We start from the raw sequence: 7458 nt of genomic DNA, 5'->3' as shown, positions 1-7458 counted from the left end.
GCCCAACAGCAGCAGGAAATCAAGCTCACGCTTACGAACCTTGATTCCTTCGCGGACGGTGCACCCTGCGATGTGTATGTGTACCTCGGCGGCGACCAGCAGAACACGGACACCTATAACTACCTGTTCGATGTATGGGGCCACCAGGTGGGCGGTGATACGCCCGACCAGCACTACTACCTGAACGACTGGACCGGTAGCCATTTCGACGGCGACTACCGCCGCGTTAAACGCGAGACCGCCCCGATGGCCGCCGAGCTGCTCTCGCAGGTGGCGCCCGACATGAGCCTGGTTGGAAACTACGTGGTGTTCCACGGCGTAAGCTCCTCGACTTTCGAGGTGCGAATCAGGAACCTGTTCACCGACACGAACCAGTGGCCGCTGAACCTGCCCGTGATAACCGCCGTGCAGGTGGTGGCGGGCGAGAACCGCGAAGAGGATATCGCCGTGGGCGGCGACCACGACAAGGATCTTGTCTTTGGTGACGACGCCCGCGTGACTTTCGATATAGACACGCCGTTCGCCCGCAACGAGAACCTGGCCGACTACGCGAACCGCGCCATCGAGGCCGAGAGCATACATTATGACGGCGCGGCCGTGGAAATCCCGCTGGACGAGAACGACGAACCTGTCGAGACGGGCGACACCATCTTGACGGGCAAGGACCGCGACGTGATTGTCGGCGGCGACTTCGGCGATACGATTACCATGGGCGACGGCGACGATGTGGCCCTTGGCGACAATGCCTCGTTGATCCTCGAACACAACAACCCCGTGGGTGTGTTTGCGCCGAGCGTGGAAATCATGCTGGAACAGCATACGGTGACGACCTCGACGCCCGAGGTTTTCCTGGGCAACAACGATGCCGACGCCGATGACATCCAGGATAAGTTCGAGAACGGGGGAGTGCCGGGTGTCACCCCGGAAACATCTGCGAATGGGGATACCGATTTTTACGCGGATGTCACGAACAAGGATTGGGTCCTGCAGCAGGAGGCTACTCCCGGCAAGATTTCGCGCATTGTGGACGTTTCCAGTGCGCAGGTGATTACCTTTGCCGAGGGCGAGACGATGTTGCTGGTAAGCGACACCTGGCCCGGCAAGGACAATCCGTGGTGGAACCCGAACATCGTGTTGATTTCTGATGGTCAGGGCCATAGCGTCCCCGCCCTTGCATGGGAATGGGACGTGAACGGCACTACCATGACGGCTACCACGCAGTCGGGTTACCACATCACCGTGGATATACCCGACACCCCGAACGGAGACAACCGCTACGAAATCCGCGTGACTGCACTCACCGCAGGCACCGCCGTCATTTCTATCGGATAGTTTTTACTAATTTTGGAGCGCAAATGCATATGAAGAAATTGGTAATCAAAAACATCGGTCCGATACAAAGTGTTTCTTTGGACTTGAAAAAGATAAACGTCGTAATTGGTCCACAGAGTGCAGGAAAAAGCTGCATTTTGAAAATAGCCTGTTTCTGTGCCTGGGCAGAAAAACGCATCTTGCTGGAACAGGGAAAAAATGGCTTTGCCAACTTTAGCTATGTCATTGATAATCTAATCGTATTCCATAAACTGGAAGGTTATATCCGTTATGGAAGTCTTATTGAATATAAATCCGATTATGTTCATTTTATTTGCGATTTCAGCAAATCAACATTTGACTTGACTATATTTGACGGTTGTTGGCGATACAAGCGAAGTAAGATTTCTTATATACCCTCGGAAAGAAATCTTGTTGCGGCTATTCCCAACTGGTTTGAGGTAAAGTTCGATAATACGAATATCCGAAACTTTATCGCAGACTGGAATGGTGTCAGGGGCATGTATAGTCCTGGCAATATGCTTGATATTTTGGATTTGAATGTCAAATACTACTATGATGCGGAAGCATCTAGGGATTATGTCTTGCTTGGTGATGGGAACAAGGTTAACTTGACGAATGCTTCTAGTGGATTGCAGTCCGTTATCCCAATGTGGGCTTACCTGAAGTTCCTTTTTGATGAACAGTATTCTGCCAAGTTGCCATCCAATATCGTAAGTGATAGTGAAAACGAATCGGTGCTTTTCCATATATACGAAAAACGCTACAAAAAATCCCTGGAAGTGCTTGCAAGCGAAGACGATCGATATTTTGGAAAAGTCGGTCGCTTGACATTGCCCTTTAAGTCTCAAGAAGACTATAAGGAATGTTTGAAACTATACGAGAACTTTACTCGCACGGCGTATTCGGATATATACCTGGAAGAACCCGAGCAGAATCTTTTCCCGCTTACGCAGGTCGAACTTGTACAAAGTCTTCTGAAAAATGCTTCGATGCATTCTGACGGATTGTTTATTGCGACGCATAGTCCCTACCTTTTATATGCGATTAACAATTATATGCTTGGATATATTGTTCGCGACAGATTGCAGGATGATGACCGAAAGGATTGTTTTGTAGATCCCCAAAATGTAGCTGCATGGGAATTACGTAATGGGACTGTAACCCCGCTACAAGATGAAGATGGACTCATTCGAGGCAATTACTTTGACCGCGTAATGAAGCGTGTGATGAGCGAATTTTCCAACTATGCAGCATACTATGGCTAACATTGTTGAAAAATTCGAACACGCCCGCGAATATCAAAATGACGTGTGGGTCGCCGATTATACGGAACAGACGCGTTTCGAACCGGAGAGCGCGAAAAAGGGCGTCTGCGTCTCGGAATCCGAGTTTGACGATATAAAGTCATTCCATTTGCAAAATCCCAAACATGTTGTAATCTACGGTGTTAATTTTGAAGAACATCCGGATTACTTTCCCGATAAAACCAAGAATTGCGAATGCCTTTTCAAACCGAGAGATGTTGTTGATGGTGGATTTTTGCTTCTTTGCGAATTGAAGTATTGTAGAGCGCACAACATCGAGGCTAATGCGGACAAGGCTTATGAACAGCTTAAGTCAACCTGGTCGCTTTTGGAAAGCCGGCAAATCTTCGATAGAAATCACTGCAAGAGTTTTCTCAATATATCTGTTCCTGACCATAGCGATAAATCGCCTTTCAAATCTTTCACGGCAAACCAGGATGAAGAATTGAAATGGCTCAAGGAATATAAGATAAATTTGCTTGGTGAAAATGACCTTTTGATTCTTGATAAGGGCGTTGTCAGAATCCCGGAAACGGAAATATAGACTAGCCCTATTCCGCAGTCAGGTCTTCGCGGAGCACGAGTTTTTCGTTTTTCCAGGTTTCCAGGCCGTTCTGCAGTAGCAGTTTGCCTGTGGCCCTCATCAGCCGCACGTCTATGATTCGGAGTGTGCGCATGTTTTCGAGCTGGCGGCGTTCCGCTTCGCGCAGGTCCTCTTCCATCTCGAAAATTTCGCGGTAGTTGCTCTTGCCCATGGCGAGTTTCTTGAATTCCTCTTCGAGTTCCTTCTGGTGGTATTCCACCGCAATTTGTCCGTAGCGCCACTGTTCGCGGATTTCTTGCGCCCTGTTCTGCAGAATCCGGTATTCCTCGAAGATTTGCGCCTGCAACAGCATAAGCCTTGTGCGGGCGGCCCTTACGCTGTATTTCTGGGCCGATATGCGGTGCCTTTCGGCAACGCCGCCGAACAGCGGTATGTTTATCTCTATGCCGCCCGCAAGCACGGTCTGGCGCTTGCCCTCGGTCTTGAAGTTCCTCACGGCCTCGCGGGCCTTGTCGTTACGGCTGCGGATTCCGTAGTTGCCGATAAGGTCCACGGTAGGGAGCCAGTCTGCCCGCCTTGCCGAAAGTTCCGATTCGCGGAGCATGACCTCGGCCCCTTGCGATAGGTAGCCCGGATGCATGAGCGACATGGAATCCAGGAATGTGAGCGAGTCGAGCCTTGCCGCCGAATCGGGGGCAAGGTCCGGGCGCATGGCGATGGGGCGGGGGTCGTGGATGTATTCGCCGGACGACAGCGTGAGCAACAGCGTAAGCCTTGCGCCGCGCAGCTTGTCGAGTGCGTCGAGCCTTGCCGACTCGCGGTCGGAATACTCCGCCACGGCCTTGCTATAGTCAAGGGGCGAAAGCAGACCCTGCTTGAGCCGCTTGCCCGCATCTTCCACGATGTCCTTTGCCACGCGGGCCGATTCCGTCGCCGAAGCCAGGAAGCGGTCGGCGTAGTAGTAGTTCCAGTAGGCGTCGCAGAACTTTTCCAGGACATCGTTCAGGGCGTCGCGGTATTTCTGGTAGGCGAGTTCCCTGCGGAGCCTTGCCTGTTCCAGCTCGTTCGTGGCCGAGAAGAACAGCGGGCCGTCCTTGAGGAGGTGCTGGCGCAGCTCACCGCCGAAGTAGAGTTCCGAGGTGTAGTCGCTGTGCGTGTAGGTGGCCTGGTTGAACCCCACATTGTATTCGGTGCCGGTGGGGAGCGCCCCCTGTACGCCTATCTTGTATTCTTCCTTGGTTTCCGTAAACAGTGCGCCGGGCCGCTCGGCGGTCTCCTTGAACGCGCGGCCCACAAGCCTCGGCTCGAACTTGCCGTAGGCCCCCGTGGCCGCCTCGGATTCCGAGAGCCATGCGAACTTCGCTTCCGTCACGTCGGCGTTGTTCGTGAGCACGGCCTGTAGGGCCGTCCCGAAATCCAGGTACAGCGAGTCGCCCTTTTCTTCGGCGGCAAGGGCGGCAACTACAGCCAGGGTGGCGATGATGTTTACGGCGCGGAAACTCATTTAAGCAGGATTTTCCCCGTGACACCCGGCTCGACGGCCAGGTCCGTGTTGTCGAATATGACCTTCACGGTGCGCAGCATGCTGGACTTGTCCACCACGGGCGACACGAACTCGATCGTGCCCTTCTTGCGGCGAACCTGCTTGCGCCCGTCGAGCGAAAGGCTTACCTGTTGGCCGGGTTTTAGCTTGCCCGACCTGTTCGCCACCACATAGGCGACCATGCGGCAGGTGCGCACATCCGCGATTTCGATGACGGGTTCCAGCGCCTCGACGCTTTCGCCCTTGTTCTTGGATATGGAAACGATTTCGCCGTCGAAGGGGGCGGTGAGAACGCGCTTTTCGAGTTCTGCCCCGGCGACATCGTGTTCAAGTTTCGCGCGTTCCCTTTCAACCTCGGCCGATGTGAGTTCGGCTGCGGCCACGTCGTGGTTCATCTGCTTTTCCCAGACCTGTTCCGCGCTTACGGAGTTGCTGTTCTCGAAAAGGTTGCGGGTCGCGTCCAGGTCCTTCTTGTAGGCCTGGAGTTTCGCCCTGGCCGAGAGTACTGCCGAGGAGTCGTTTGCCGTGATACCCGTGATGCGGACGCGCAGCCGTTCCTCGCGGTTCACGAGGTTCATGAGCGTGTCGCCCTTGTGCACGAACGCGCCTTCCTTGACCCAGATGCTGTCAATCTTCCCGGACACGGTGAACCCGACGCGGGCCTGGTTGATGGGTTCCGTGACACCGTCGAACCCCTGCTGCGCAAGTGCAGATGCCGCGAGGGCGAGGGCTGTAAATAGGGCCTTGCCGAGCATCAGTCTGCCGCCGCGCTAGAAGAACTGGAAGACGGGCTGGATTCAACCGAGGAACTGGACCCTGCCGACGAACTCGAAGCTTCGGAAGAACTGGATGCCTCGGACGAACTGGACTCGGGTGCCTTGGAAAGCTCGGTGAGCACCGTCAGCCCCTGCAAGTAGAGCCCGTTCTTCGCGTGGGCGGTGATGTTCATGCCCACGGTGTCGCCCGCCGCAAGGGAGTCGTCGAACGTCTCGAACATCTTGACGAACAGCGTGTCGGCCTTGATCCAGGCTTCGGCATTGGGGGACTCGTTGTCGGCATAGATGGACTTCTTGACCTTTGCAGCCTTGCTCCATTGGACCGTGGCGAGCGAGTCGGAGAACTTGACCCAGAGCGTGTCGTTTACCGAGAAAGTCGCCTTGTAGCGGCTGCTTGCCGCCCAGGCGTTGCTCGTGACGGCATAAAGTCCGCGGTTCGTGGTAAAGGCCGCGTCGCCCGAAAGGTCTACGGTCAGTCTTTCGCCCTTCTTGGTGTAGCCCACGATGCTCACGGAGTAGGACTTTTCGGCGGCAAGCGGGGCCGTGTGCCGCAGGTACAGCGTGTCGCCCTTGATTTCGGGCGTGATGACTGTTGCTGAATCGCCCGCGAGGCTCACGGAAATGTTCTCCTTGCTGAGCGCCTCGCTGAACACGTAGTAGGGCGTGATGAGCGGCGAAAGGTTCTTGTAGCCCATGCGGTTCTTGTCCATTACGTTTGAAGATACGATGACGGGGGCGCTCTCCTTGAGGGTGTCGCGGACGAGGAAGATTCTGCCCATGTCATGCACGGCGTCGGAACGCAGGCGGGGGAGCGCCGTGTTCGAAAAGCGGTAGGTCTTGCCCTTGTAGGTGAAGGGTTCCGCCGAGAGCGTGAGGCCGGAATCGGCGGGGAGCTTCTCGAATGTGAAGCGGCCGAGCGAATCTGTCGTGGCGGAGAAAGTTTCGGGGGCGATGTTCACGAAGGCCGTGTCTTGGTGCGCGAGGCGCAGCTTTACCTTGGGGGCGGGTGACTTTACGCCCGTGGCTTCTTCTTGCACATAGAGTTCGCCTGCGATACCCGCGTTCAGCGGCGAAAGCCGCACGACGCGCGACCCGCTCGCCACCACGCCCTCCATGTAGCTCGATTCGCCCGTGGATGCCACCGTGATAATCTTGGGGGCGTAGTAAAGCGTGTCCTTCTTGTCAACCGTGTAGTGGCTGAACGTGAAGGTGTGCTGGCCGTAGGGCAGCCCGTCTATGAAGAATGCCCCTGACTCGTCGGTATAGGCGGTCTTCTGCTTGCCGGAACCGTCCATGTAGTCTATGGAGGCCCCTTCGAGGCCAAGCCCGTTTGCGCCGCTTACGACACTGCCCGAGAAGGTCCACTTGGAGTATTCGTCGTCCTCGGAATCGGACACGGAACAGCCCGAAACGAGAGCCGCCACGGCGAACGCCGTGACAAAGGATGTACAAAGTTTAACTAGGTTCATAAAACCCCTTGATATGCCTCGGAAATCTAGTAAAAGCCCCTCCATTTTACTAAATATCCAAAAGACATTAACCTTAAAAACAAAGGAATTGCAAAATGGCAGAAAACAAGCAGCCGCAAATCGAATGGAACGACAAGGACATGCGCACCACCTACGTGAACGCGACCAACGTAGTGGCCGGGCGCGAAGAGGTGATGATGATTCTCGGCGTGAATCGCGCATGGCAGATGAACCAGGAAAAGGTCGATGTCGCCATCTCCGACCGAATCGTGATGAACCCCTACACGGCAAAGCGCCTCGCCATTATGCTCAGCGCCACCGTGCGCGCCTACGAGAAAAAGTATGGCCCGCTCGATATTGGCGTGAATACTGCCCCGGCGGCAGCCCCTGCCGCTCCCGCGGCCGCCAAGGCCACTGGCAAGTCGGCCAAGTAACGCCCGCTCCAACCGCCCCCCAAGGTCCGACCTCTTTGGGGGAGGGGGAGGAG

6 protein-coding genes and 1 pseudogene are annotated in these 7458 nt (G+C 55.1%); 4 read left to right on the top strand and 3 right to left on the bottom strand.

Translation table 11 applies throughout. The annotated features are described in order from the left end of the window. The 3 genes and pseudogenes from Q0W37_RS14850 to Q0W37_RS14840 form a co-directional block, all read left to right on the top strand. Positions 1 to 1332: pseudogene (locus Q0W37_RS14850) on the top strand (hypothetical protein); the annotation flags it as partial. Between the two features lie 23 nt (positions 1333 to 1355). Then, positions 1356 to 2600 carry an AAA family ATPase gene (locus Q0W37_RS14845; RefSeq protein ID WP_297702325.1) on the top strand — a complete coding sequence of 415 codons (1245 nt, stop codon included), beginning with the start codon at positions 1356 to 1358 and terminating at the stop codon, positions 2598 to 2600. Beyond that, a complete protein-coding gene (locus Q0W37_RS14840; RefSeq protein WP_297702324.1) occupies positions 2593 to 3183 on the top strand; it encodes a hypothetical protein in 591 nt (196 codons plus the stop codon). Before Q0W37_RS14845 ends, Q0W37_RS14840 begins: the two co-directional genes overlap by 8 nt. Before the next feature lie 7 nt (positions 3184 to 3190). Here the strand turns inward: Q0W37_RS14840 and Q0W37_RS14835 are convergent, their stop codons facing one another. Genes Q0W37_RS14835 through Q0W37_RS14825 form a run of 3 tightly spaced genes read right to left on the bottom strand, consistent with a single transcriptional unit; the run spans position 3191 to position 6971 of the window. Then, entirely contained in the window at positions 3191 to 4687 is a 1497-nt protein-coding gene (locus Q0W37_RS14835; RefSeq protein WP_297702323.1) for a TolC family protein, read from the bottom strand. Next, the gene (locus Q0W37_RS14830) at positions 4684 to 5481 is read right to left on the bottom strand and encodes an efflux RND transporter periplasmic adaptor subunit (protein ID WP_297702322.1); all 798 of its coding nucleotides are present in this window, start codon (positions 5479 to 5481) and stop codon (positions 4684 to 4686) included. The genes Q0W37_RS14835 and Q0W37_RS14830 overlap by 4 nt, the downstream gene beginning before the upstream one ends. Then, positions 5481 to 6971 carry a hypothetical protein gene (locus Q0W37_RS14825; protein ID WP_297702321.1) on the bottom strand — a complete coding sequence of 497 codons (1491 nt, stop codon included), beginning with the start codon at positions 6969 to 6971 and terminating at the stop codon, positions 5481 to 5483. Before Q0W37_RS14825 ends, Q0W37_RS14830 begins: the two co-directional genes overlap by 1 nt. A 95-nt stretch (positions 6972 to 7066) precedes the next feature. Here Q0W37_RS14825 and Q0W37_RS14820 point away from each other — a divergent pair, with 95 nt between their 5' ends. Beyond that, on the top strand, positions 7067 to 7405 hold the full coding sequence (locus Q0W37_RS14820; protein WP_095879132.1) for a DUF3467 domain-containing protein: 339 nt from the start codon (positions 7067 to 7069) through the stop codon (positions 7403 to 7405). Positions 7406 to 7458: the final 53 nt, after the last annotated feature.

This window comes from uncultured Fibrobacter sp., from assembly GCF_947166265.1.
Taxonomy (GTDB): Bacteria; Fibrobacterota; Fibrobacteria; order Fibrobacterales; family Fibrobacteraceae; genus Fibrobacter.
The sequence above is the reverse complement of the archived record's forward strand: the minus strand, read 5'-3'. Positions and strand labels throughout refer to the sequence as shown.

What these genes read in the sequence shown, in the direction of transcription:
- Q0W37_RS14820 (WP_095879132.1), top strand. Translation starts at nt 7,067, where the DNA reads ATGGCAGAAAACAAGCAGCCGCAAATCGAATGGAACGACAAGGACATG.
- Q0W37_RS14835 (WP_297702323.1), bottom strand. Translation starts at nt 4,687, where the DNA reads ATGAGTTTCCGCGCCGTAAACATCATCGCCACCCTGGCTGTAGTTGCC.
- Q0W37_RS14830 (WP_297702322.1), bottom strand. Translation starts at nt 5,481, where the DNA reads ATGCTCGGCAAGGCCCTATTTACAGCCCTCGCCCTCGCGGCATCTGCA.
- Q0W37_RS14825 (WP_297702321.1), bottom strand. Translation starts at nt 6,971, where the DNA reads ATGAACCTAGTTAAACTTTGTACATCCTTTGTCACGGCGTTCGCCGTG.
- Q0W37_RS14840 (WP_297702324.1), top strand. Translation starts at nt 2,593, where the DNA reads ATGGCTAACATTGTTGAAAAATTCGAACACGCCCGCGAATATCAAAAT.
- Q0W37_RS14845 (WP_297702325.1), top strand. Translation starts at nt 1,356, where the DNA reads ATGCATATGAAGAAATTGGTAATCAAAAACATCGGTCCGATACAAAGT.